At 59.1% G+C, this 22,430-nt stretch carries 24 protein-coding genes and 1 pseudogene; 8 read left to right on the top strand and 17 right to left on the bottom strand.

The window, feature by feature from the left end; genetic code table 11:
* The first annotated feature begins 45 nt into the window (after positions 1 to 45).
* The 6 genes from FHT87_RS05325 to FHT87_RS05300 all read left to right on the top strand — a co-directional run bounded on the left by FHT87_RS05325 (position 46) and on the right by FHT87_RS05300 (position 5,388).
* Entirely contained in the window at positions 46 to 1,011 is a 966-nt protein-coding gene (locus tag FHT87_RS05325) for a 2-oxoglutarate and iron-dependent oxygenase domain-containing protein (RefSeq protein ID WP_183800053.1), read from the top strand.
* 68 nt (positions 1,012 to 1,079) lie between these two features.
* On the top strand, positions 1,080 to 2,114 hold the full coding sequence (locus tag FHT87_RS05320; RefSeq protein ID WP_183800050.1) for an ABC transporter substrate-binding protein: 1,035 nt from the start codon (positions 1,080 to 1,082) through the stop codon (positions 2,112 to 2,114).
* Between the two features lie 118 nt (positions 2,115 to 2,232).
* A complete protein-coding gene (locus tag FHT87_RS05315; protein ID WP_183726075.1) occupies positions 2,233 to 3,297 on the top strand; it encodes an ABC transporter ATP-binding protein in 1,065 nt (354 codons plus the stop codon).
* The gene (locus FHT87_RS05310) at positions 3,294 to 4,151 is read left to right on the top strand and encodes an ABC transporter permease (RefSeq protein WP_183800047.1); all 858 of its coding nucleotides are present in this window, start codon (positions 3,294 to 3,296) and stop codon (positions 4,149 to 4,151) included. Before FHT87_RS05315 ends, FHT87_RS05310 begins: the two co-directional genes overlap by 4 nt.
* Positions 4,151 to 4,933, top strand: a complete 783-nt coding sequence (locus FHT87_RS05305) for an ABC transporter permease (RefSeq protein ID WP_183726071.1) — start codon at positions 4,151 to 4,153, stop codon at positions 4,931 to 4,933. The genes FHT87_RS05310 and FHT87_RS05305 overlap by 1 nt, the downstream gene beginning before the upstream one ends.
* A gap of 173 nt (positions 4,934 to 5,106) precedes the next feature.
* Positions 5,107 to 5,388: a WGR domain-containing protein gene (locus tag FHT87_RS05300; RefSeq protein ID WP_183800044.1), complete on the top strand. Its 282-nt coding sequence runs from the start codon at positions 5,107 to 5,109 to the stop codon at positions 5,386 to 5,388.
* Here the strand turns inward: FHT87_RS05300 and FHT87_RS05295 are convergent.
* From FHT87_RS05295 to FHT87_RS05270, 6 genes and pseudogenes are all read right to left on the bottom strand, one after another.
* Positions 5,385 to 5,798: a hypothetical protein gene (locus tag FHT87_RS05295; RefSeq protein WP_183800041.1), complete on the bottom strand. Its 414-nt coding sequence runs from the start codon at positions 5,796 to 5,798 to the stop codon at positions 5,385 to 5,387. The genes FHT87_RS05300 and FHT87_RS05295 overlap by 4 nt on opposite strands.
* Positions 5,798 to 6,058 carry a type II toxin-antitoxin system prevent-host-death family antitoxin gene (locus FHT87_RS05290; protein ID WP_183800038.1) on the bottom strand — a complete coding sequence of 87 codons (261 nt, stop codon included), beginning with the start codon at positions 6,056 to 6,058 and terminating at the stop codon, positions 5,798 to 5,800. The genes FHT87_RS05295 and FHT87_RS05290 overlap by 1 nt, the downstream gene beginning before the upstream one ends.
* Positions 6,059 to 6,327: 269 nt before the next feature.
* Complete coding sequence (locus FHT87_RS05285) at positions 6,328 to 6,471, bottom strand: DUF4326 domain-containing protein (RefSeq protein WP_183726067.1); 144 nt, start codon at positions 6,469 to 6,471, stop codon at positions 6,328 to 6,330.
* 3 nt (positions 6,472 to 6,474) lie between these two features.
* Positions 6,475 to 7,505, bottom strand: a pseudogene (locus FHT87_RS05280) (DUF3991 and TOPRIM domain-containing protein).
* A gap of 470 nt (positions 7,506 to 7,975) precedes the next feature.
* A complete protein-coding gene (locus FHT87_RS05275) occupies positions 7,976 to 8,158 on the bottom strand; it encodes a hypothetical protein (protein WP_183726065.1) in 183 nt (60 codons plus the stop codon).
* A 69-nt stretch (positions 8,159 to 8,227) separates the two neighbouring features.
* Entirely contained in the window at positions 8,228 to 8,797 is a 570-nt protein-coding gene (locus FHT87_RS05270) for a nucleoside 2-deoxyribosyltransferase (protein WP_183726064.1), read from the bottom strand.
* A gap of 266 nt (positions 8,798 to 9,063) precedes the next feature.
* Between FHT87_RS05270 and FHT87_RS05265 the strand changes: the two genes are divergently transcribed.
* The gene (locus tag FHT87_RS05265) at positions 9,064 to 11,025 is read left to right on the top strand and encodes an elongation factor G (protein WP_183727235.1); all 1,962 of its coding nucleotides are present in this window, start codon (positions 9,064 to 9,066) and stop codon (positions 11,023 to 11,025) included.
* Between the two features lie 220 nt (positions 11,026 to 11,245).
* On the opposite strand, the gene FHT87_RS05260 is transcribed toward FHT87_RS05265, so the two are convergent.
* The 10 genes from FHT87_RS05260 to FHT87_RS05215 form a co-directional block, all read right to left on the bottom strand.
* Positions 11,246 to 11,971, bottom strand: a complete 726-nt coding sequence (locus FHT87_RS05260) for an amino acid ABC transporter ATP-binding protein (protein ID WP_183726062.1) — start codon at positions 11,969 to 11,971, stop codon at positions 11,246 to 11,248.
* A complete protein-coding gene (locus FHT87_RS05255) occupies positions 11,949 to 12,608 on the bottom strand; it encodes an amino acid ABC transporter permease (RefSeq protein WP_183726060.1) in 660 nt (219 codons plus the stop codon). Before FHT87_RS05255 ends, FHT87_RS05260 begins: the two co-directional genes overlap by 23 nt.
* A complete protein-coding gene (locus FHT87_RS05250; RefSeq protein ID WP_183726059.1) occupies positions 12,605 to 13,276 on the bottom strand; it encodes an amino acid ABC transporter permease in 672 nt (223 codons plus the stop codon). The genes FHT87_RS05255 and FHT87_RS05250 overlap by 4 nt, the downstream gene beginning before the upstream one ends.
* 79 nt (positions 13,277 to 13,355) lie before the next feature.
* Complete coding sequence (locus tag FHT87_RS05245) at positions 13,356 to 14,141, bottom strand: transporter substrate-binding domain-containing protein (protein ID WP_183726057.1); 786 nt, start codon at positions 14,139 to 14,141, stop codon at positions 13,356 to 13,358.
* Between the two features lies 1 nt (position 14,142).
* Positions 14,143 to 14,859 (bottom strand): GntR family transcriptional regulator, encoded by a 717-nt coding sequence (locus tag FHT87_RS05240; protein WP_183726055.1) that lies wholly within the window; start codon positions 14,857 to 14,859, stop codon positions 14,143 to 14,145.
* Between the two features lie 546 nt (positions 14,860 to 15,405).
* Positions 15,406 to 15,909: a GNAT family N-acetyltransferase gene (locus FHT87_RS05235; protein WP_183800035.1), complete on the bottom strand. Its 504-nt coding sequence runs from the start codon at positions 15,907 to 15,909 to the stop codon at positions 15,406 to 15,408.
* A 14-nt stretch (positions 15,910 to 15,923) separates the two neighbouring features.
* A complete protein-coding gene (locus tag FHT87_RS05230) occupies positions 15,924 to 16,748 on the bottom strand; it encodes a carbohydrate ABC transporter permease (protein ID WP_246698073.1) in 825 nt (274 codons plus the stop codon).
* Between the two features lie 59 nt (positions 16,749 to 16,807).
* A complete protein-coding gene (locus tag FHT87_RS05225) occupies positions 16,808 to 17,698 on the bottom strand; it encodes a sugar ABC transporter permease (protein WP_183726049.1) in 891 nt (296 codons plus the stop codon).
* Positions 17,695 to 18,789: an ABC transporter ATP-binding protein gene (locus FHT87_RS05220; protein ID WP_183726047.1), complete on the bottom strand. Its 1,095-nt coding sequence runs from the start codon at positions 18,787 to 18,789 to the stop codon at positions 17,695 to 17,697. The genes FHT87_RS05225 and FHT87_RS05220 overlap by 4 nt, the downstream gene beginning before the upstream one ends.
* Positions 18,790 to 18,898: 109 nt before the next feature.
* Complete coding sequence (locus FHT87_RS05215) at positions 18,899 to 20,155, bottom strand: ABC transporter substrate-binding protein (protein ID WP_183726045.1); 1,257 nt, start codon at positions 20,153 to 20,155, stop codon at positions 18,899 to 18,901.
* Positions 20,156 to 20,325: 170 nt separating this feature from the next.
* Between FHT87_RS05215 and FHT87_RS05210 the strand changes: the two genes are divergently transcribed.
* Positions 20,326 to 21,117, top strand: a complete 792-nt coding sequence (locus FHT87_RS05210) for a GntR family transcriptional regulator (protein ID WP_183800032.1) — start codon at positions 20,326 to 20,328, stop codon at positions 21,115 to 21,117.
* Between the two features lie 217 nt (positions 21,118 to 21,334).
* Here the strand turns inward: FHT87_RS05210 and speB are convergent, their stop codons facing one another.
* Complete coding sequence (gene speB / locus FHT87_RS05205) at positions 21,335 to 22,390, bottom strand: agmatinase (protein ID WP_183800029.1); 1,056 nt, start codon at positions 22,388 to 22,390, stop codon at positions 21,335 to 21,337.
* Positions 22,391 to 22,430: the final 40 nt, after the last annotated feature.

The raw sequence follows: 22,430 nt of genomic DNA, 5'->3' as shown, positions 1-22,430 counted from the left end.
CATTCAGTGCTGCCGCCACCGCCGATCAAGGAAGGAGGCTCCAGGATGCAGACGATCACAGCGCCGGATGAGGTGCAGGACAGCATACCCGTCATCGATGTCGCACCATTCATCGCAGGCGCAGACGCGGGCCGGATGGTCGTCACTGCCATCGAGGATGCCTGCCGCCAAACCGGCTTCTTCCTCGTTACGGGGCACGGCGTCAGCGCTGAAGTGACAGCCCGTCTCTATAACCTCGCTCGCGATTTCTTCGATGAGCCGCAGGAGTGGAAGATCGGGCAGGGAAGGGGCACCTCGATAGAGGGTGGTGTCGCCTTCTCGCCGATCGCCGACGAGGCGCTTGCAGCGACGCTCGGCATCAAGACCCCGGGCGATTACAAGGAAAGCCTGAACTTTGGCCCGCGCCTGCCCGGCGATCTGTGGCCAACCAGGCCGGAAGGGCTGGAACAGGCCTTTGCCGACTATTTCGCAGAGATGGAAAAGCTTGCAGGCCATTTACGCCGGGCATTCTGCGAGGCGATAGGCCTCGCCCCTGACTATTTCGAGCCGGCGTTCGAAAACCACCTCTCGGCGCTACGGGTGATCAATTATCCGGAGCAGAAGGAGAGCCCGCTTCCGGGGCAACTCCGCGCCGGCGTTCACACCGATTACGGCTTCATGACCATCCTGCGTTCGGAAGCCTCTCCGGGCGGACTGCAGGTGAAAAATCGGGCGGGTGACTGGCTGGACGCGCCGAATGTCGAAGGCGCCTACGTCATCAATATCGGCGATGCCTTCATGCGCTGGTCCAACGATGAATGGCTGTCCACGCCGCATAGGGTCGCCAATCCGCCTGGTGCTTTCAAGGGGACGACGCGTCGGCAGTCCATCCCGTTCTTCCTCAATCCGTCCCGGGACACCGTGATTGAATGCCTCGCGCCTTTTGCAGCAAAGGGCGCCGCCAAATACGAGCCGATCACCTACGGCGACTACATTTCACTGAAGACCAGCCAGGCCTTCGGCAAAACCTGACGGCAAGAAGCGGAATACCGCCTGCCCGCAATGCATGACCAAGTCAGAACCAGTTTGAGGGAACGTCAATGATGAACATGAACAGGCGGCAGTTTCTTGCCGGAATGGGTGGTACAGCGGCGGCCATGGTTGGCCTGCCGGCATGGGCGCAATCCAAGACACTTGTCGTGCCGACGCTCGGCGGCGCATGGGAGCAGTTCTGGCGCCAGACGCTGGCTCCGGCCTTCACTGAAAAAAGCGGCGCGCAGGTGATGCTGGATGCAGGCAACGGGCGTGTCTGGAGCGCCAACCTGCGGGCGGCAGGGCCGCAGAAGCCGCCATATTCGATCCTGATGACCAATGAGGCATTCGCATCGAGCCTGCGCAAGGAAGGCTTCTTCGAAAAGCTCGATCTGGCGAAATTGCCAAACTATGCCGACCTCTATCCGCTTGCCAAGAAGACCGACGGCTGGGGTGCCGTGGCCATGGTATCGCCGATCGGCCTCGCCTATCGCACGGACATGGTCCAGACGCCGCCGAAAGGCTGGAAGGATCTTTGGGACAACCCGGAGTTCAAGGGGCGTATCGGCCTCTACAATTTTGCCAATACGGCCGGCAAGATGGAACTGATGCTGGCATCCAAGATCTTCGGCAAGGATCAGTATGATATAGATGCCGGTTTCAAGGCGCTGGAAAAGCTTGGCCCAGTCATCCAGGCCGATTTCAACCTTTCCACCGGCATCGCATCCGGCGAATTCGTCGTCGCTCCCTTCGACTTCGGCGAGGTGGCGCGTCTGCGCAGCCAGGGCCTTCCGATTGACGTCATCGTGCCGGAAGAGGGGCTTTTGATGTTCGATCAGACCCTCAACATTCTTGCAAACGGCCCCGAGAAGGATCTGGCCTACCAGTATGCCAACTTCCTTCTGTCACCTGAAGGCCAGTTGCCGCTGATGAAGCAGTTCTTCGTCTCCCCAACCAATGCCAAGGTTGTCGTCCCTGACGATCTGAAGAAGGACGTGCCGATTTCCGGCGAAGTGATGGAGAAGATCCTCACCTGGGATTGGGACTTCATGAACGAGAAGCAGGCAGGCTTTGCCGAGACCTGGGCCAAGATCATGAAATGATCTCTGCCTTCGCTATAAGGCGGCAACAACCGGATCGCCTTGTTGGGGCGGTCCGGCATTCTCCCCTGACGCAGTGAGATTTGCGGGTACGCCGCACAGACAATCTGGAAGATCGATCATGACCGAGGTGAGCATCGAAGGGCTGACCAAGCACTATGGCGCCTCGCGCGCCGTCAACGGCATTTCCGTCAAGATAGGGCAGGGCGAGTTCATCTCGCTGCTCGGGCCATCGGGATGCGGCAAGACGACGACGCTGAAGATGATTGCCGGTTTCGAGGACGTCACATCCGGCGCCATCCGTTTCGACGGGCAGGATGTCTCGCGTGTGCCGGCGGAAAAGCGTGATATCGGCATGGTGTTCCAGAACTATGCGCTCTTCCCACATATGACCGTGGCGCAGAACCTCGCCTTCGGGCTGGAAATGCGCAGGATTTCGCGGCCAGAAATCGCGATCCGCACCGCCAGGGTTCTGGATATGGTGCAGCTATCCGGATATGCCGACCGCTATCCGCGCCAATTGTCCGGCGGGCAGCAGCAGCGCGTGGCGCTTGCCCGCGCGCTGGTCATCGAACCGCGTATCCTGTTGCTTGATGAGCCGCTTGCCAATCTCGATGCCAAGCTTCGTGACGAAATGCGTGTCTTCATACGCGACCTGCAGAAGCGCGTGGGCATTACCACGGTCTATGTGACCCACGATCAGGCCGAAGCAATGACGATGTCGGACAGGATCGTCGTGATGTTCGGCGGGCAGATTGCGCAGTATGGCGCCCCGTCTGATGTTTATGATCGCCCGGCAAGCCTGGAAGTCGCGCAGTTCGTCGGGCAGGTGAATACGTTGCCCGGCCGCCTGAAGGGCGGGAACGATGACGGGACGTCAGTCGTCGAAACCGTGCTTGGAACGGCGAAGGTCAAAGGTACCCTGCCGTCAAGCGACGGCTCCATCCCCGTATTGCTGCGGCCGGAGGCCATCGAACTTGCGGCCGCGGGGGATGAGGGCGCGGGTATTATCGCAACGGTTTCGCAGAGCTATTATTCCGGCAGTCTGATCGACTATAGGCTGGTGCTCGAAAGCGGCGAAACGCTGAGCGTCCAAACCTTTCCGCGAAGCCGCTTCCAGCCGGGTGATCGCGTGATGGTGACGGTCGACAGCGAGCGTTTCTGGGTGCCGGGAACGATCGCATGATACACCGCGCCAGATCCGCCTATCCGCTTCTCCTCATCGCGCCCTCGGCATTGCTTCTCGGGCTGTTTCTTGTTCTGCCTTATCTCAATATTGTGGTGATGAGCCTGCGCAACCCGGCCAGCGGCTCGCCCTATGCGCCCGGATTTACGGTCGGCAATTACCTGAGGCTGGCGACCGATACGTTCTACTTGCAGCAGGTGACGAACACGCTCTTGATCGGTCTGGTCACGACCCTTGTTTGCCTCATTCTCGGTTTTCCGGTTGCCTGGCAGCTGTCGCGCGAGAAGATGCGGTTTCGCGGCCTTGCCTATGGGCTGGTGCTGTCGCCGCTTCTCGTCGGCATTGTCATCCGCAGTTATGGGTGGACGATCCTTCTTGGGAATAACGGCATCATCAACAAGACGCTGATGAATTTGGGTCTGATCGATCGCCCGATCGGGCTGATGTACAACGCCCTCGGCATCGTCATTGCGCTCGTCCACGTCTTCCTGCCCTTCATGATCCTGCCGTTGATGAGCGCGCTGCAGGGGATCGACCCGTCCTTGACGTCGGCCGCACGCTCGCTTGGCGCGGGAAAGCTGACAGTCTTCAGGCGCGTAATCCTGCCGCTGGCCATGCCGGGTATCCAGGCAGGCTGCATTCTGGTGTTCGTGCTTTCATTGAGCGCCTACGTGACCCCCGCCCTGATCGGTGGCCTGAGGGTGAAGACGATGGCAGTCAGCGTCGTAGACGCGCTGATCGACACATTCCAGTGGCCGTTCGGCTCCGCCATGGCGCTGATGCTTTCCCTCACCGGAGCGGTGATCGTCGTGATTTTCGCGCGGATCACCCGCATGAAATGGAAGATGAGCTGATGTCCAAGCATATGTTGAATGGCTATTGCCTCATCATCTACGGCTTTCTGCTGCTGCCCATTCTCGTGGTCGTCGGTGCCTCCTTCAACGCGGGGGCATTTCTGACTTTTCCGCCGCAGGGCCTCTCATTTCGGTGGTATGTCGTCTTCTTCCATAACGATGTCTTCTGGCGTGCCATCCGAACGTCGCTTTGGGTCGCGGCCGTCTCGACCCTGATTTCCGGTATCATCGGAACGATGGCGGCAATGTTCTACGTGCAGCATGCGGGGCGATGGAAGGAGAGTGTCCGGCTTGTGATGCTGTTGCCGCTGCTTTTGCCGGAAGTTCTGACAGCGATCTCGCTTCTGTTCTTTGTCTATGCGATCGGCATCGGCACGACGACGATGGCTGGCATGCTGATTGGGCATGTGCTCATGACGCTGCCCTTCGTCTTCATCAACGTGTCTGCGGCGATGGAAGCCTATGAACCGTCGTGGAGCCTTGCCGCCCGCAGTCTTGGTGCCGGACCATTCACGCGCTTCAGACGCATCATGCTGCCGTTGATCAAGCCCGGCGTCATCGGCGGCTGCCTGTTCGCATTCATCATCTCGTTCGACCTCTTCACTATATCGTTCATGTTGAAGAATGTCGGAACGGCTACGCTTCCGATCCAGATCTACGATTATCTCAGAACGAACTTCACCCCTGAGGCAGCGGCAGTGTCGACATTGTCTATCGTGATGACGGTCGTCGTGGTCGTGGTCTCCGAAAAGCTGTTCGGCCTGCGGATACACCGTTTTTGAACGGTCTTTCGGTCCTGCGAAATGGCACTGGCGCAGGGCCGACGTTATCTGGAATGAGAATGTTCGCCTATGCTTTCGTCCAGCATTGGCAATTGCAGGCACAGGCCACGATTAGGTGATCTCCTTGCGCGGACCTCGGCAGTCCCGGTCACACCGTCAGCGCTGCACTGATTATGCCAACCGGACGCGTTCTATCGCGACGGAGCCGACCTCATATAAAAACGGCTCCGGTTCATCTCCGTCGCATCGATACCTCGCAGAACATGCGGCGTTTCTACGGGCTTTCCATCCAGCCGACGCTGTTCGGTGGCGCATCGCTTGTGCGCAGTTGGGGACGGATCGGAACCAACAGGCAGGAGAAAGTCGAGACGTTCGACGAACCGGATGCGGCCGAGACTGCTTTCGGGCGGCTTGAGCGCCGCAAGCGGCGACGGGGTTATAGCGAACCGCACTAACGACGTCGGCTGACTTCCGTCGCCGACTTGCGGCGGGCGATGAACTCGCGCAGCAGCGGCAGGAAGAAGGCCTTGCCGAAACTTCCGATCGGCGGCGCCGGTTCCAGATAGAAGGAGTTTCCGACGACGTCGATGTTGAATTCGTCGAAGATGATCCAAAGTCGGCGATCGGCATCGAGGCCGGCGCGACGCTTTTCGATCGTCGGCACCTCAATGGCGAAGCGTGACGCCTCCGGTTCTTTGGTGGTGATCGGAAAGAAGAGAACGAGATCGCCGTCCGGCCGGGCCATACGTACGCCGACGGCGACCGGCCGCTCCTTACGCCCTTCCGTCTCGCCGCGTCCGGCCTCACGCGCCCACAGGTACGGATAACGGATCACGCTTGCGGTCTGGATCAGGTCGTAGCTCATCACGTCTCATCTTCGCCGGCATAGGTCTCGACGGCGTTCTGGAACTCCGCGAACAGCTCGTCGGACATAGTCTCGATGGTGCCCGTCGCCCGACGATCGGACTGTTTCATCAGCCGTTCATAGTCCTCGATATTGAGCAGCACGAGGCGCGGCTTGTTGCGCTGGGTAATCGTGACTGGATGGCGAAGCGCCTCAGCAATGATGTCGCCGGACTTGCGGGACAGGTCACTTGTGGAATAGGAACCACCGGAACGGGGCATGGCGATCTCCTTGGGATTAGGGTTGTTTCGTGATATACAGCATTTGCAGCAAAGTCGCAAATGCTGTAACTCTAGCGCTACATCCGTAAAATGCTCGAGGCAGGCCCGATCCCGTGCGGGTTTCATGTCGCTGGGTTCGTCGCAAACGTATTGCCGCACCATGTCGAGCAAGACGTCTCCATGGCGGGTCCCTGGCGAGCAGCAGCAGATAAGGTCTTTTCCGACCAGTTCGGCAACGCTGCCATGAGATGTGGCTGTCTTGGAGCCCATTAGGCGTATTTCGCGATGACCTCCGCCCGTGTGCCGTCACGTCCGATGATAAAGGAATTGCCGAAGATATCCGGCCGTCCAAAATAGCGGCGATCCGGCCCAGACTGCCGGCCGACGACGCGAGCGTTCAAAACTTTTGCCATTGATCACATCCTTTCATGCAATTTTGCGTGAATGGGGACCCCGCCTTGCGGCGGGGCCTCCGGATCTCGGATCGGGCCGCCTTCCGCGGGCGGTTCCAGACGAAGGAGTAGCCGCCGTCGGTCTCGGCGGGCCATAGGGCGTAAGCGTTCAAAGCCGCAGGCCGCTTCCGCCGCGATCGTTTCAAGACGTGCCGCATAGACCTCGCCCTGCTCGTCATTATCGGTGGCGGCGATGAGAGAGTGTCCCTGTCTCAAGACGAGTACGGGGATCGCCTCGACGGTTGATGGCGACCAGCCCCCGCTCGTGCTGAGATAAAGGCTGTCGGCTCTGGCGTCCTCGATCGCGGCCAGGCTCAGGCCGTCGATCGCCGCTTCGGTGACGCAGAGACGCGAAGCGGCTGCAGGCCCGAGACGGAACAGCACTTTCGTGCCGCCACTTGAAAAGCCCCGCCAGTCCGGTCCGCGCTCCTCACAGCCGACGACCGCGCCGGCCTCGTCGGAATGGGCCGCCCACATGCTGGCGTACGGACCTTCGCACAGGAGATCCTACCGAAATCGCCAGGCGCAGAACGCTGGCCGGCAGGCAGCGCTCCTGCACAAGGTAGCGCCATGTCCGCGAACCGGCCAGGGTCTGCGCCGGCGCCGCCACCGCTCGGCAATATCGGGATCCGCTTCGTCCTCCTGAACTGAGCGTGTCCAGACGGCTCACTGGATGTAGCCGACAAGCGCCGCCACGCGATCGCAGGCCCTCAAAAAGCCGACCCCGTCGAGATGCTCGACCAGCGAGAAGACATCGCCTTTGCATCGGAGAGTGGGTCGAACCAGCCTTGACCTTCGTGAATGACGATGATGATCTCGCTGTCGCGCCGATACCTGACCGCCCGCGGCGTGCTCTCTTTCAAATCCACCGAACAGCCGGCCTTTTCCAGCACCGCCGAGCATGGCACCCTGCCGCGTAGCTCCTCTATTTCTTTTTTTGCATTACCTTTCCCAGCCTTCGGCCAGCCCTTTCGAACCTGGTTGCCTTCCCGCACATTTCGCGAGACTCAGCCCGGCGGCCGCGAAGAGCACGCGGAGTCAAGGGCGCGGCTGGCGCCGAAGAGAGAACACACTTCCGCAGGCTCTACCTGCCGGCCGCGGGTAAGCTTCCCTTGCGTGCGCTTGCTCGCAAGCGGCACCGACAAGGCGCAGCACCCTCGAGTGCATCGATGCCGATATCGTCAACGAATTCGAACTGCGGGATAGGTCGTCGGCGCGTGTAGCCCATTCGCATCCGCGAGCGCTGCCCTGTTGCCCACTTCCTTCTTACGGGCCGCTATGCAAGCCGATCGCTAAAATGACGGCGCCACCCCCGCTGACCTTCCTCCTCATTGTTCTTAGAGGCGGTAAGCGCGCGTTCGATGTCGTCGAGTTCATCTCGTTTCAAAACAAGCTTCGCACCGAAGACAAGTGCCTCTCCACTTGTCGTTTGGTACCTAATCGTAAGAATCCGCTCGCAAGAATTTCAATGGCGTAACTCAATACCTAACTGGTCGGCCTGGCCGAAACCGAAGCTGGCGAATTCAGCGTCCGCTTCGCCGACGTCGATCTCGGGCTGATCGATCGACACTTCAAGAAATTCCGCCGCTTCATGTCGCCCTGGCCAGGACGACATGAAGCGGAACACACAGCGAAGACTGTCAACCATGCCCTCGGTCTATAGCGTCAACTATGTTGCCGGTTGCACGGCCGGGAGGGTGAGGGGCGCGCTACCTCCCTAGCGCAGCTTCTCAACGGCGACGGCAAGACACGTCTTGAACGCGGCAAGGTCCGTATAGAGCGCATCCGGCGCCGCGTCTCCGATGATGAGGACGCCACCGCGCCGCTCAATTCCGGCATGCAGCATGAGATTGTCGGCCAGGCCGAAATCCTCGACTGCAATTCCGTTCGGGTCTCGCAGTCGACCTTCAGCATCATACGCGACGGCCCCGCCATAAAGATCGCTCACTCGTCCGCTGTGATCGCGGGCCACATTCGTGTAGGCGAATACAGGCTTACCGCTTGCGCACATAAAGCCGAGTTCGAAGGCCGTCCCTGTATCCGCGGCAATGCCACGAAAGGGCGTCAGATTGGCGATGATCGCGTCAGCTTGGATCATCATCTTCTCGTCCACCGCGTTTATCGCCGCGGCGCGCTCGCGCTTCGAGTTCGTGTGCGGGATTTCCAGATCGCCGGGCGAAAGCGGGAGAAGTCCCGCCTCACGGGCAAGAGCGGCTTTCCGGTCGAGGATTTCACGGGCGTTGGGAAGGAAGACCTCGGGACCGGCCAGATAAACTTTTCTTGTCATAAATTGCACCTAAAAGGGATGGGCTCGACAACCAAAATACCTTCCTCGCTGTACAGCGAAGACGGATCACGATCCAGTGGGCGAAAGAGTCTCTGGATGGATCGTTTTGGATGCGTCCCCTGCGGTCAGCCCCGCCGGCAATTCGAGAACAGCTCCTACGCCTCCAGGTCAAAACGTTGTGAAACTGAACACCTCTGGCGCCTTGCAGCGGTTCAGGGCATCCTATGATGGCTGAAAATTGTGTTTAGGCAGTTGGAGGAATGCCGATGCGCTGCTTTACCGTGCTTGGACCCTCGCAGACCGGAAAATCAACAGTCGTGGAAAAGCTCGGCTCCCTGGAGGGGGCGCCGAGAAAATCCAGGTCCCCTTATGGATTGAACATCACAGAATTCACCTTTGGAAACGAGGCGTGGTGTGCGCTGGATGCGCCAGGACCCAACGAAGCGTTGGCGCATGCACAGCACGCGCTTCTTGCCAGCGACGCCTGCATCCTGTGCGTTTCATCGGCACCCGAAGAGGCTGTGCTCGCCGCGCCCTATCTGCGGATAGTCGAAGCCTCGGGGACACCGTGCATCCTCTTCGTCAACCGGATGGACGAACCGAGAGGGCGGTTGAGGGACGTGATCGCCGCGCTTCAAGACTACGCCAACCACACGCTTTTGCTTCGCCAGATCCCGATCCGCGAGGGAGACAAGATCATAGGCAGTTGCGATTTGATTTCGGAACGGGCGTGGCGCTATCGGGAAGGCCAGACTTCGGCGCTGATCGCAATTCCCGAAAGCGCCGCCGAGCGCGAGCACGAAGCGCGCAGCGAGCTCCTGGAACACCTGTCCGAATTCGATGACTGGCTTCTCGAGGAACTAGTCGAAGATCGCGAGCCGCCCAGCGAAGCGCTCTATGCCATTTCATCGCGGGTTCTCAGGGAAAACAGGATTATCCCGGTCCTGATCGGTGCCGCAAGCCATGGCAACGGCATGATGAGGCTGATGAAGGCACTGCGCCACGAGGCGCCGCCGGTAGGGGTTCTTCGACAGCGCCTGGCTCGTGCGGGCAATGTCGATGAAAATAAGCTGACCGCCGTGAGCTTCCATGCCTATCATCGTCAAAATATCGGCAAGACGGTGCTGGTGCGTGCGTTTGGTGAGGGACTGCGGCAAGGCGCATTACTGGGCGGTTCCAGCCTCGGCGCCGTGCAGGATCCCGCAAACGGACGGTCCAGCTCGGCGATCGTGCCCGCACCGGGGGATGTCTTCGCAACGGTTAAGTCCGACCACTTGCCCGTCCCGTCGCTGTTGACATCAGACGCGACGGTCGCCCCACCCGAATGGACCGAGCCACCTACGCCGATGCTTGAAAGGATCCTCGTCCCGGGCAGCGAACGCGATGAAAACAAGCTCTCCGAAACGCTGGCAAAACTTTCCGAAACGGATCGCGGTCTTGTCGTTTTGCAGGAGGAAGGCACTGGCGCCCAGCTCGTCCGCGCCCAGGGGCCGGTACATCTGCGCGATCTCTGCCGAACCCTGTCCGACGTCTTCCACATCGACGTAACCGATCGAACGCCCAGCCCGATCTACCGCGAGACAATCGCCAAGCCGTCAGAGGTTCACTACCGGCATCGCAAACAGACCGGCGGTGCCGGGCAATTCGCGGATGTGAAGCTGAGCATTCGCCCCAACGAGCGTGGCCGGGGCTTCACCTTCAGCGAAACCGTCAAGGGTGGCGTCGTTCCGCGCAACTACATTCCTGCCGTCGAAGCAGGCGCGCGCGAAGCGATGGAGAAAGGGCCGCTCGGGTTCCAGGTCATCGATGTCGGCGTAACGCTGTTCGATGGTCAGCACCATGCCGTCGACAGTTCGGAACACGCCTTCAGGACTGCGTCGAAAATGGGAGTGCGACAGGCGCTTTCGGAAGCGTCGGCCGTTTTGATGCAACCAGTGTTCCGCATTGAAATTCACATTCCGTCGACCTATTCCGGCAGCCTCGTCCAGATCGTCTCCACTCTCAAGGGTCAGGTTCTCGGCTTCGACCGGGATGAAACCGCTAAGGGATGGGACATCTTCCGGGCACTTATTCCGGGCGGCGCACTTGACGATCTGGCGCGGGCGCTGCGCTCTGCGACTCAGGGCATTGGTTATTTTTCCAAGACCTTCGATCACTTCGAGGAGCTATACGGCAAGGAAGCGGACGCCATCGTGAGGGCACACGAGGAACCAGGCGTCGCACACTGAAACGTTCGCGCACTTCATGCTCGTTCGCAGAATGGGGCTTATGTCGTTTGGCAGTCAATCGAGTTCACTGGTCCAACCGCAGCCTCCAGGATTTGAGAAGGCTCGAGCGCTGAAAAGAAGAATGCCAATAGGTAGGGCCTGATCCTCCAAAAATCGGAGCTGACGACGGAAGCCTATTCACAAATTCTGCCTCCACATGTTTTAGAACATGTCGAAATTTTCAATGCACTCCGAGGAATTGCCTTAGCTCTTGGGTTTGGGGATTGGCGAACACCTCTTCCGGCGGGCCGATTTCATGCACCCTTCCCTCGTGCATGAATACGACACGCGAGCAGACGTCGCGGGCGAATTTCATTTCGTGAGTCACCATCAAAAGGGTCATGCCTTCGGAAGCGAGTTCGCGGACCACCGATAAGACCTCAGCCACCAACTCGGGATCGAGTGCCGACGTGATTTCATCGCACAGCAGGGCAATTGGCTGCATGGCAAGTGCCCGCGCGACCGCCACCCGCTGTTGCTGACCGCCCGACAATTCGTCCGGATAGGCGTCGAACTTGTGCGCCAGACCGACACGCTCCAGCATCTTGCGGGCGATGGTTTCCGCCTCGCGCTTCGGCGTCTTTTTCACCACCATCTGCGACAGCACGACATTGCCGCCCACGGTCTGATGCGGAAAGAGATTGAACTGCTGGAAGATCATGCCAACCTTCAGGCGCAGAGCCTTGAGATGAACCTCGTCCTCCAGTAATTGCGCCCCGGCGACCGAAATCGAACCGGCCGAAATGGTCTCCAGCCCGTTGATGCAGCGAAGCAGCGTCGATTTTCCGGAACCGCTCTTGCCGATGATCGCAATGACTTCACCGGGTTCGACATCGAGGTTGATGCCTTTCAGAACCTCGTTCGCGCCGTAGCTCTTGCGGACTTCAGTGATTTCGATGAGCGACATTAAGCTTCCTTTCGAGAATCTGGCTGCTCTTCGACAAAGGCCAGCACAGGGCGAAATAGATGAGGGCGACGAGGCCATAGACCACGAAGGGCTGGAAGGTGGCGTTGGTGACTACCGTTCCGGCCTTGGACAGTTCCACGAAACCGATGATGGAGGTGACCGCGGTGCCCTTGATCACCTGCACGATGAAGCCGACCGTCGGCGGCACGGCGACTCGCATGGCTTGCGGCAGGATGACGTAACGCATCTGCTGAAGGCGGCCCATCGCCAGACTTGCGGACGCCTCCCACTGGCCTTTCGCAACGGCCTCGACACAGCCGCGCCAGATCTCCGTCAGGAACGCCGCCGTCCATAATACCAGCGTCAGGCCCGCCGCCAACCAGGCTGGAACATCGATACCGAACAGGCCAAGTCCGAAGAAGGCGATGAAGAGTTGCATCAACAGCGGCGTGCCCTGAAACAGTTCGACATAGTATTTCGCGAATGTCCGGAGCCACTTTTTCAGAGAAATTCGCGCGAAGAGCAGCAACAGCCCGACGATACCACCGCCGATGAAAGAGACGAGGGAAAGCAGGACGGTCCAACGAGTCGCCAGCAGGAGATTTCTGAGGATATCCCAGGTGGTAAATTCGATCATGTTGCAATCCTGCGCGGGAAGATGAAGCCGCCGACAACGCCGAGTGCCTGCCGGAGAAAAATTGCGAGCACAAGATAGATGGCGGTAGAAACCATATAGGCTTCGAAAGCGCGGAACGTGCGCGACTGGATGAAGTTGGCAGCAAATGTCAAATCTTCAGCAGCAATCTGCGATACCACAGACGAGCCGAGCATGACGATCACCACTTGGGAGGAAAGTGCTGGCCATATGCGCTGCAACGACGGCACTAGTACTACATGCCGGAAGGTCTCGAAGCGGCTCATAGCCAGACTGGCGCCCGCCTCGAATTGCCCTTTGGGCGTCGCCTGAATACCGGCGCGGATGATCTCGCAGCTATAGGCGCCGAGGTTGACGACCATGGCGATGTTGGCCGCGCTCAGTTCCGACAGTTGCAGACCGAGCGACGGCAGGCCGAAAAAGACAAAAAACAATTGTATGAGGAATGGCGTATTACGAATGAGTTCCACATAGGCGGCAACAGGCGGCCGCAGCCATTTCGGGCCGAGCGCGCGCACCCAAGCGCAGAATATGCCAAGTGCGATACCGAGAACCCCGCCGACCGCAATCAATTCCAGCGTGACGGCGATGCCCCTGATGATCTGCGGATAATATTCGAAAAGCCATCCAAAATCGAATGTATATTTCACCCGATATTTCCTTTCGGGGAGGACAAAGCATGCGCCGGATCCGGATCAGACGAGGCCGGCGCGTGCATTGACGGGTTGGTCAGAGATCTTTCGGAAGATCGGTTTTCAGCCATTTCTGCGCGATGGCATTCAGCGAACCATCGGTCTTTGCAGTAGCGATGATAGCGTTGACCTTTTCCAGCAACGCTGGCTGTTCCTTGTTCAGGCCGATATAGCAGGGGGAGTTCTTAATCAGGAACTTCAGCTCTGGACGCTTTGGCGGGTTCTTGGCGAGAATGGCGGCGGCCACGACATTGCCCGTCGCCACGGCTTCTACCTGACCGGCGAGGAAGGCCGAGATCGTTCCGTTATTGTCCTCGTAGCGCTTGATGGTCGCATCGGCCGGAGCTACCTTAGTCAATTCCAGGTCCTCGACGGCGCCACGGGTGACTCCAATGGTCTTGCCGGACAAATCTTCCGCCTTGGCGACGGCAACCGAGTCCGGAGCGAAGACGCCGTTGAAGAAAGGCGCATAGGCGGTCGAGAAGTCGATGACCTTTTCACGGTCCGGGTTCTTGCCAAGGCTCGAGATGACCAGATCGACCTTGTTGGTCTGCAGATAAGGAACGCGGTTGGCACTGGTGACCGGCACCAACTCGACTTTCACACCGAGCTTGTCACCGATCAGATTGGCGACATCGATATCGTATCCCTGCGGAGCCATATCCGTGCCAACGCTACCGAAGGGCGGAAAATCCTGCGGGACCGCAACGCGGATCGTCCCGCGACCGGCGATGTCGCTCAGAACATCGGCAAAGGACGGGGCGGCGAAGCAAATTCCGGCTGCCAATGTTGCGGTAACAATAAAAAGACGTTTCGTTAGCATGCTATTGTTCCTTCTTGGTTTTCCAGTTCGATGGGGGAAGTGAGAGTGACGTGCGCAGGGCTGCCAAAGGATCGGGACGACGTGTCAGATCGAGACCCGTTTCCACCTCGTTGAGGTGCTGGACGGCATATTCGGCGGCACCGCTGAAGTCTCCCACCTGCATGGCCGCGAAAATGCGGCAGTGCCCGTCGTGTGATTGGCTGGCGTGAAAATCGGACTGATACAGCATCGAGATGAGGATTGTGCGTGCCGTGAGGTCACGCAGTGTTTCTACAATGATCTCATTGCCAGCGATTTCAGCAATGCGGATGTGGAAGTCGGCCATCAGCACAGTCAATCGCTGGCGATCGCCTTCGGCCATCGCTTGCCTCTCCTCGGCAAGGTGATCGGATAACATCTTGAGGCCGGCATCCGGCAGATGGCTCATATTGCGTAAAAGACCGAATTCGATAACGCGCCGCGCCGAATAAACCTTCATCGCCTCTTCGGCGGAGGGTTCGACGACGTACCAACCCCGCCGGGGAAACACCGTAACGATGCCGCGTGTTTCCAGCCTCATCATAGCTTCGCGGATGCGGGTACGAGACACATCGAATAGTGTGGCTAGTTGGCTTTCACCAAGCCGTGTGCCGGGACGAATACGCGCCGACAAGATGCCGGAGACAATGGACGCCTCGATGTTGATCTGCGTCGGCTGTTGTGTATTTCCATCTTGCATACAAAGCTGACACGCAGCTTTCATGCCAGTTTGAAATCGCGAGGAAGGCCACGATGTGGACATCCCGAATGCTCAAAAAAGCACAGGGAATTCGTCAATTTAGTAAGAGCTGCTCAAAATATGATCATCGGTTTCAGCTAACTCCCAAAAGGTACGGCAGCTTGCCAATCCACATGTCACGATGCGGCTGCCTGAACCCAGCCCTCGCGACCTGACCCTGGAGCGAGAGAAGTTGGTTTGGCGATTGGATCACGACCGGTGAGCAGCCGTCCCGCGTGTCTCTGTGGCTGCGAACGCGAAAATTTGGGTGAACGAATGAGCCTTCGGATAAACCGACATGGATGCTGCCTGCCGGCACGGACCAACGCGGCAGGACATTTACGAGTTGCCCTGCCGCGAACGGTTCTCCGTCAAATAGCGTTCGTTCTAACGCGCATCATGCAAATCCCGCGCTCCAAATGCCGCGAAAGCGGCTTCGTTCAATACTGCAGAACTCTGGATAAAAACGCTGATTCAATACGTTACCCGTTCTTCACGGGGGACGACCTAGTGGTCCGAATTCGAAATGCCGCTCGGTTGGGCAAGCGGCAGCATGCCGCGATAGATGCCCGGGTCCGAGCCTTCGATCGGGATTGCCCCGACGTTTCGACGGTAGAACTCCATCGGACCGGCGCCCCCGATTACCCCGTAGGCATAGCCCTGCGCGTACATATCTAGAAGCGTGGTCAGCAGCAGAGCGTGGCCGACACCGTTGCCGCGGGCGGCCGTATCGACGCCGGTCGGCCCGAAGAAGCCCTTGGCGGTTGCGTCGTGGCAGGCAAAGCCGATGAGTTCGTCGTTCCGGATTGCAATGAAGCAAGTGGGGGGCTGGCGCATGGTGGCGACCGTCGCTTCCGCGACCCAGCCGGATCCGAAGCGCGGCTCGATCCAGGCCGTCAGAGCGCTCAACTCCGGCGCAAGAACACGCCGGATGGTGATACCCTGTTCGGCGATGCGCGCATCGAGTTCAGGATCGGCCTTCAGTTCGTAGAGTTTTACCAGCATGTCCATGGTTTATTCCTTTGTCATCCTTTGATGGCACCTGCTGTCAGGCCAGCAACGATACGCCTCTGGAAGATCAAAACGATGATGATCAGCGGCAGCGTCACGGTAACGGATGCGGCCATGATCTGGCCGAACGGATATTCGTACCGGGTGTTACCTGCGATCAGGCCGATCGCAACCGGCACGGTCCGGTTCTCGTCCGTCAGGGTGAAGGTCAGCGCGAAGAGAAACTCATTCCACGCCAGGATGAAGGCAAGAATGCCGGTGCTCGCGAGCGAAGGTCCCATGAGCGGCAGCAGGATCTTCGTCAGAATTCTAAAATGTGAGCAGCCGTCGATGATCGCAGCCTCTTCCAGCTCCCTTGGAAATTCGCGGATGAAGGTGGTCAGGATCCAGGTCGTGAACGGCACGGTCGACAGGAGATAGGTAAGGACGAGCGCGCTTGGCCGGTTGAACAGGCCCATCCAGTTGATCAGCTCGAACATGCCGGAGAGGACAACGACCTGCGGGAAGATCGAGATCATCAGCACGATCATCAGGATTGTGCGCCGTTGCGGAAAGTCGATGCGCCCCAATGCGTAAGCGGCGCTAAGCCCGATGACGAGCGACAGGAACGTGGTTGAGACCGCGACATAGGCCGAGTTCAGCAGCGAGCCCATGAAAACAGGATTGTCGATCAGCTGGCGATAGTAGGTGAAGTCGAACGCCGGCATCAGCGCGGATTGATAGAGCGCCGAGCCTTGCTTCGTCGAGGAAACGAAGGCCCAATAATAGGGAAACAGCGTATAGAACAGGACGAGCAAAAGGGCCAGGATCTGCAGGCTTCGCACGACACGTCGCCGCATCCGGAAGTAGGAGGCAGGCTTGCGGACGGTCTTCGGGATGATTGCATCGGCCATGTCGCTCAGGTCCCCGCGGCTCTGTCGAGGCGAAGGACCCCGATGATGATGATGGCGACAAACGCGACGAGCAGGAAGACCCAGGTCGATGCCGCCGAGCCGATGCCGAGCTCCTGGAAGCTGATCAGCCGGTCGCGTGCGTAGATGGAGACGGTCATGACGCTCTCGTTGCTCGCCGCCATCACATAGGCAAGGTCGAACATCCTCAACGCATCGAGGACGCGGAAGAGGACCGCTACGCCGATCGCCGGGCGCAGCATCGGCAGGGTGATCGACCAGAAGCGCTTCCATGCGGGAATGCCGTCGACCTCCGCTGCCTCGAATATCTCCGATGATATCAGCTGCAGGCCTGCCAGGATGAGCAGAACCATGAACGGGGTCGTCATCCACACGTCGACGAAGATCACGACGCCCATCAGCAGCGATCCGCTCGCCGTCCAGGGGATGCCGTGATCGATGAGGCCGAGGCCGATGAAGACTTTATTGATAACGCCGAATTGGTCGTTCAGCATCCATTCCCAGATCTTCGTCGAGACGACGACCGGGATCGCCCAGGGCACGAGGATCGCGGCGCGCACCAGCCCGCGGCCCGGAATGGCTTCATTGACGAGAAGCGCTATCGCCAGGCCGAGAACTGTCTCGATCGCCACCGAGATGACCGTGAAGATCAGCGTGTTCTTGACGGCAATCCACCAGCTGCGGTCGTTGATGACCTCAAGAAAGTTGTCGATCCCTGTCATTGAATAGACGGAGGGATCGTCAAGATAGGCATCGGTGAAGGCGAAGAAGAAGGTGCGGCCGAGCGGCCAGAGGGCGACGACCAGCATGACGATGATGACCGGCAGCAGAAACAGCCAGGCCGCACGATGGTCGCGGCGGGCGAGCCGGGCACTCATTGCCGCGCTCCTTCGATCACGCCTGCCTGGCGATTGAGAATGAGGCGTTTTCCGTCGGCGGCGAAGGCAAAGATCGCAGCATCCCGGAAATTCAGGCCGACCTCCTTGCCGATCAGTTCCTTTGGCGGCTCGACATTGACGCGGACAACCCAGATGACGTCGCCGTTGATGCGGCAATAGGCGAAATGCTCGTGGCCAAGATCCTCAATACGTTCGAGCACGCAGGTCATTCGCCCATCCCCAGCCTTCACCAGCTGGATCGCTTCCGACCGTATGCCGATTTCGGTGATGGTTTGGCCCTCGGTACCTGCGTCGATGACGAGACCGCCCGGTCCAGTCACTTTGGTTGATGTTGCCTGTACCGACAGGAAGTTCATGCGGGGGCTGCCGATGAAGCCTGCAACAAAGCGGTTGTCGGGGCTGTGGTAGAGTTCCTTCGGTGTGCCGACCTGCTCGATGCGTCCGTGATTGAGAACGACGATCCGGTCGGCAAGCGTCATCGCTTCCGATTGGTCATGGGTGACATAGATCATCGTCGTCTGCAGATCGTCGTGGAGCTTGGCGATCTCCATGCGCATCTCCATTCGCAGATCCGAATCGAGATTGGACAGCGGCTCATCGAAGAGGAAGATTTCGGGCTGGCGTACCAGGGCCCGGCCGATCGCCACGCGCTGGCGCTGTCCGCCGGACAACTCACGCGGCCGGCGTTCGAGCAGATGATCGACCTTCAGCATCCGTGCGACCGACCGCACTTTCTCGCTGATAGCGGCCCTGTTCATGCCGAGGGTCTCAAGCGCGAAGCCGATATTGCGCGCAACGTTCATATGCGGATAGAGCGCGTAAGACTGGAAGACGAAGGCTACGCCTCTCTGGGAGGCAGGCACATCAGTCACGTCGTCGCCGCCGATCCTCACCACACCGTTCGACGCAGAGATCAGGCCGGCGACGATGCGCAAAAGCGTTGACTTGCCGCAACCGGAGGGACCGACGAAAACGACAAACTCGCCGTCGATAATCTGCAGGTCGACATTCTGGATAACAGTATGCGTACCAAAATTCTTCGAAACGGATTCGAGCGAAACCGATGCCATTGTTCACCTGAGGGTATGAGACGGCAGAGGGCGCGCCACCGTGTTTGGTGGCGAGGCAGTGACGCATTCCGGCAGCGGGTCGTTCCCGCCGCCGGACATCCGGAGAGCGTCAGCGGCTTTCCTTCAGTTTCTCAAGCCGCCCGGCCAGCGATGTCAGGCTGGACTTGACCTCGGCACCGCCAGAAAGCATGTCGTGGACCGAACGGTAGAAAGCCTGCGAAACGCGGTTGTAGCTGGTGCCGGTGTAGCCGGACGGGCGCACGGCGCTATCGGCGAAGGCCTGCTGGTTATCCTTGAGGAAGGGTATCTTCTCAAGAACTTCCGGATCGCTGTAGAGCGCCTGGATCGACGGGTTGAGAGCCGCCTTCAGGGCACGCATCTTCTGCATATCAGGGCCGGTGATGAAGTTCACGAAGTCGGCCGCGACCTCGGGCTTGGCGCTGTATTTGTTGACACCGTAATACATTGGGCCAAGGCATCCGCTCGACTTTTCGCCTTCCTTGCCGACCGGCAAAGGCATCACGCCGACCTTGTCGACGACATTGCTCCCCTTTTCATGCGAGGTGCCCCAGACATAGGGCCAATTGCGGTGGAAGACTGCGTTGCCGGATTCGAAGACGGCGCGCGACTGCTCCTCATCATAGTTGAGGACGCCCTCGGGGCTGATCGAGCCGATCCAGCCCTTCGCTTTTTCGAGCGCCGCGGCAGCCTGCGGATTGTCGATGGTCACCTTTCCATCGTCAGAAATGATGGTACCGCCGCCGTTGGAAGCAACAAGCTCGATCGCGTCGCAGGTCAGGCCTTCATAGCTTTTGGCCTGCCAGGCATAACCCCACATGTCGGCCGAGCCTGCAGCCCTCTCCTTGTCCTGAATTTCCTTGGCGGTGGCAGCCAGCTCGTCCCAGGTCTTCGGCGCCGCCTTGCCGTATTTTTCGAGCAGGTCTTTGCGGTAGAACATGAGCCCGACATCCATATAGGCAGGCATGGCAATAAGATTGCCGTCGAGCTTGGCCGCATTGAGTGTCGAGGCGAAATGCTTGTCCTGGTCTGCCTGCGGGATCATTGTCTTGAGGTCGAGCAGGTTGCTCTTGAACATGCCGAGCCAGATCACATCGAGGAAGAGGACGTCGATATCCTTGGATTTGGCGGCGAGCAGCTGCTGATAGATCGGGATCGCGTCGTCCAGAAGCGCCGGCATTTTGTTGATCTTGGCCTCATTGCCCGTCTTTTCCTTCCAGGCATTGGCAACGTTCGTGCAGAGCTCGAATTCCGTCGGCGCGCAAAATACGGAAATGGTTTCGGCATGTGCGCTGCCACCCCACAGGGCTGCAGATATCGCCAATGCGGCAAGGCTTTTCTTCAACATCGATTGTTCCCTTCGTTGATAACGCTTCGGCATTACGCGGAGCTCTCTGTCTCCTTGCTTCCAATAGGACTGGTTATGACCAGTCATGTCAACATGGACTTTGCCGACGGTTGCGTCGAAGATACAAAACGGCAAGAGTGGTCCGCACAGCACAGGATCGGATTTTAAAGATGCAGCAAGCTCCGGCATCATTCATCGCGCCACAGGGCGGCATCGACCGGAACGATCCTCGCCCCTTGCACAGGCAGGTGTACGATGCCCTTCTGGCGTCCATCCGCGATGGCAAGCTGCCGTTGCGCGGCAAGCTGCCGTCGGAACGGGAACTCGTCGATCTCTACAATGTCAGCCGGATCACCGTGCGCCATGCCGTACGCGAGTTGATCCAACAGGGCGTGATACACAGCCAGCCGGGAAAGGGACTCTACGTCGCCGAGCGTGGTGGCGGCTTCGAACTGCAGGTTCTGAAAAGCTTCACAAGCATCGCGATAGCGAACAGGCGAAGTCCTGGCCATAAGCTGATTGAGGCCCGTATCGTGCATGCGCCGCTTGAGGTGAGCCGTCCGCTTTTCCTGGCACCCGGCGCCGAGGTGGTTCTGCTCTCGAGGCTTCGTCTTCTCGACAACATACCAGCCGTCGTCCAGACCGATTGGATACCGGTGGCCCGCGTTCCGGGTCTGCTTGATCTCGACTGGGCGGTTGCCAACCGGTCGCTCTATGCCGAGCTTCGCGAGCGCTATCGCATTCATCCGAAACGCGGGCAGACAACGCTGAGCGCGCGCCTTGCGACAGATGAGGAGGCTGCGATGCTCGAGCTGCCTCCGCCAGCTGCGGTTCTCACCGTGGATCAGATCGCTTTCGACGATCGCAATCGCCCGGTCAACCTGACGGCGCTGGTCCATCATCCTGCACGTTATCCGCTGACGCTGCTTCAGTCGGAATCGGGCGATTTCACGCAATATTGAGCGACTCTGCCCTGCTCCGAGGATGCCGCTCGGGGTGATGGCGCGCATTCAGTTACTCGACACGTCAGCCAGAACCAGGGTAGATCTGATTAGCGAGCTCTTGAGCTTTTCAGCCATAAAAGTTGCTTATTGGCGATGCTGCTTTTACCGGTCATCGGCGTTCAACAGCTTCGCCTGGAGACTTGCCCGCATACCTCGCATTCGTTGAACAGAATGCTTAGTGTTTGCCGATCGATGGGCTGAACACCATCAGGCTCAGAACTTCAAAAAGCACCTGCGCCGCGGCATGCGCTGTGTTGGTCGTCGCGTCATATTGCGGGGCAACTTCGACGACGTCACCACCCACCAGGTTTACCCCTTTCAGTCCTCGTATCAGTTCAAGGACTTCACGCGTGGTCAATCCACCGATCTCGGGCGTGCCAGTGCCGGGCGCAAAGCTCGGATCGAGACTGTCGACATCGAAGGAAAGATAGGTCGGGCCGTCGCCGACGATGGTTCTTGCCTTGGCGACGACCGCCGCGATCCCCATTCCGCTGATCTCCTCTGCGTGGATCACGGTCATTCCCGATTTATAGGAGAATTCCCATAAATATTCCGCCGAGCCACGAATGCCGATCTGGATCGTCCTGGTCGGATCGAGCACGCCGTCCAACACGGCATTGCGGAACGGCCCGCCGTGATGAAACTTCGTCTGATCGAACGCACCGCTTGTGTCGCAATGGGCATCGATATGGATGAGGCCGACCGGCTGTTGCCGGCCGACGGCCTTCAAAATCGGATGGGTGATGGAATGATCGCCTCCGACGGAAAGCGGTGCGACGCCGGCATCGACGATTTGGCCAATGCGCTTTTCGATGTCGTCGTGGCTGAGCTCCAGCCGGTAACGGCTCTGGAACGATACGTCGCCGATGTCGGCGACCCGGAGATCAAAAACCGGGGCCGTGCCGAGAACGTGATTGTATGGGCCAATCCTCTCAATGGCGCGAAGGGCGCGCGGTCCAAAACGGGAGCCCGGACGATTGGTGACGCCAAGATCCATCGGGATTCCGGTGATTGCAACCTGGAGATTGCCGAAGTCGGGCTCTTCGGCAGCCACCTGCATATGGGGTGCGCTGAGGAAGGTTGGCACTCCGGAATACGGCGCCAGTCGCGTGCCATTTTTGGAGATGATCCTCTCCGCCACTTTCCGAAACTTCTCATCGAATATTTCGCCGCCATTGGTGTCTGCAAATTCCGCGCGCAGCTGCTCAAGCCGCATTTTGTCCCACACCATCGGCATGCGTCTCCGCTTCAGTTTCGTCTCGCCCAACAAA

Source organism: Rhizobium sp. BK316 (assembly GCF_014193695.1).
In the GTDB taxonomy this organism is placed as follows: domain Bacteria; phylum Pseudomonadota; class Alphaproteobacteria; order Rhizobiales; family Rhizobiaceae; genus Rhizobium.
The sequence above is the reverse complement of the archived record's forward strand: the minus strand, read 5'-3'. Positions and strand labels throughout refer to the sequence as shown.

What these genes read in the sequence shown, in the direction of transcription:
- FHT87_RS05325 (WP_183800053.1), top strand. Translation starts at nt 46, where the DNA reads ATGCAGACGATCACAGCGCCGGATGAGGTGCAGGACAGCATACCCGTC.
- FHT87_RS05320 (WP_183800050.1), top strand. Translation starts at nt 1,080, where the DNA reads ATGATGAACATGAACAGGCGGCAGTTTCTTGCCGGAATGGGTGGTACA.
- FHT87_RS05315 (WP_183726075.1), top strand. Translation starts at nt 2,233, where the DNA reads ATGACCGAGGTGAGCATCGAAGGGCTGACCAAGCACTATGGCGCCTCG.
- FHT87_RS05310 (WP_183800047.1), top strand. Translation starts at nt 3,294, where the DNA reads ATGATACACCGCGCCAGATCCGCCTATCCGCTTCTCCTCATCGCGCCC.
- FHT87_RS05305 (WP_183726071.1), top strand. Translation starts at nt 4,151, where the DNA reads ATGTCCAAGCATATGTTGAATGGCTATTGCCTCATCATCTACGGCTTT.
- FHT87_RS05300 (WP_183800044.1), top strand. Translation starts at nt 5,107, where the DNA reads ATGCCAACCGGACGCGTTCTATCGCGACGGAGCCGACCTCATATAAAA.
- FHT87_RS05295 (WP_183800041.1), bottom strand. Translation starts at nt 5,798, where the DNA reads ATGAGCTACGACCTGATCCAGACCGCAAGCGTGATCCGTTATCCGTAC.
- FHT87_RS05290 (WP_183800038.1), bottom strand. Translation starts at nt 6,058, where the DNA reads ATGCCCCGTTCCGGTGGTTCCTATTCCACAAGTGACCTGTCCCGCAAG.
- FHT87_RS05285 (WP_183726067.1), bottom strand. Translation starts at nt 6,471, where the DNA reads ATGGCAAAAGTTTTGAACGCTCGCGTCGTCGGCCGGCAGTCTGGGCCG.
- FHT87_RS05275 (WP_183726065.1), bottom strand. Translation starts at nt 8,158, where the DNA reads ATGGTTGACAGTCTTCGCTGTGTGTTCCGCTTCATGTCGTCCTGGCCA.
- FHT87_RS05270 (WP_183726064.1), bottom strand. Translation starts at nt 8,797, where the DNA reads ATGACAAGAAAAGTTTATCTGGCCGGTCCCGAGGTCTTCCTTCCCAAC.
- FHT87_RS05265 (WP_183727235.1), top strand. Translation starts at nt 9,064, where the DNA reads ATGCGCTGCTTTACCGTGCTTGGACCCTCGCAGACCGGAAAATCAACA.
- FHT87_RS05260 (WP_183726062.1), bottom strand. Translation starts at nt 11,971, where the DNA reads ATGTCGCTCATCGAAATCACTGAAGTCCGCAAGAGCTACGGCGCGAAC.
- FHT87_RS05255 (WP_183726060.1), bottom strand. Translation starts at nt 12,608, where the DNA reads ATGATCGAATTTACCACCTGGGATATCCTCAGAAATCTCCTGCTGGCG.
- FHT87_RS05245 (WP_183726057.1), bottom strand. Translation starts at nt 14,141, where the DNA reads ATGCTAACGAAACGTCTTTTTATTGTTACCGCAACATTGGCAGCCGGA.
- FHT87_RS05240 (WP_183726055.1), bottom strand. Translation starts at nt 14,859, where the DNA reads ATGCAAGATGGAAATACACAACAGCCGACGCAGATCAACATCGAGGCG.
- FHT87_RS05235 (WP_183800035.1), bottom strand. Translation starts at nt 15,909, where the DNA reads ATGGACATGCTGGTAAAACTCTACGAACTGAAGGCCGATCCTGAACTC.
- FHT87_RS05230 (WP_246698073.1), bottom strand. Translation starts at nt 16,748, where the DNA reads ATGCGGCGACGTGTCGTGCGAAGCCTGCAGATCCTGGCCCTTTTGCTC.
- FHT87_RS05225 (WP_183726049.1), bottom strand. Translation starts at nt 17,698, where the DNA reads ATGAGTGCCCGGCTCGCCCGCCGCGACCATCGTGCGGCCTGGCTGTTT.
- FHT87_RS05220 (WP_183726047.1), bottom strand. Translation starts at nt 18,789, where the DNA reads ATGGCATCGGTTTCGCTCGAATCCGTTTCGAAGAATTTTGGTACGCAT.
- FHT87_RS05215 (WP_183726045.1), bottom strand. Translation starts at nt 20,155, where the DNA reads ATGTTGAAGAAAAGCCTTGCCGCATTGGCGATATCTGCAGCCCTGTGG.
- FHT87_RS05210 (WP_183800032.1), top strand. Translation starts at nt 20,326, where the DNA reads ATGCAGCAAGCTCCGGCATCATTCATCGCGCCACAGGGCGGCATCGAC.
- speB (WP_183800029.1), bottom strand. Translation starts at nt 22,390, where the DNA reads ATGGTGTGGGACAAAATGCGGCTTGAGCAGCTGCGCGCGGAATTTGCA.